This window comes from Gilvimarinus gilvus, from assembly GCF_030518155.1.
In the GTDB taxonomy this organism is placed as follows: Bacteria; Pseudomonadota; Gammaproteobacteria; order Pseudomonadales; family Cellvibrionaceae; genus Gilvimarinus; species Gilvimarinus gilvus.
This window is the reverse complement of the sequence record NZ_JAULRU010000631.1, coordinates 1-334: the sequence shown is the minus strand read 5'-3', so window position 1 is coordinate 334 and position 334 is coordinate 1. Positions and strand designations below refer to the sequence as shown.

Genomic DNA, 334 nt, shown 5'->3' with positions numbered 1-334 from the left:
CTCACGCCGACAGATTGTAGTGGTCTACTAACCCCGGACACCTTTTTAGGCGAAAATGGTCGCCACACAGAGGTGTTCGATGAGCAGACAACGACGTACTTTCACCCCCGAATTCAAGCGCGAGGCAGCCGGCCTGGTGCTCGACCAGGGCTATAGCCTTACTGAAGCCGCCCGGTCGCTCGACTTGGTTGAATCGGCGCTGCGCCGCTGGGTGAATCAACTCCAGTCAGAACGTGGCGGTGCTACGCCAACGAGCAAGGCGCTGACCCCCGAGCAGCAGAAGATCCAAGAGTTGGAAGCTCGGATCAACCGGCTGGAACGGGAGAAATCGATT

General features: G+C 58.4%; 1 protein-coding gene. It reads left to right on the top strand.

The genetic code is table 11. The features are described 5' to 3' along the window. Positions 1-79: 79 nt before the first annotated feature. A partial coding sequence (locus tag QWI17_RS16550; protein ID WP_302723635.1) for a transposase occupies positions 80-334 on the top strand: 255 nt, incomplete at its 3' end.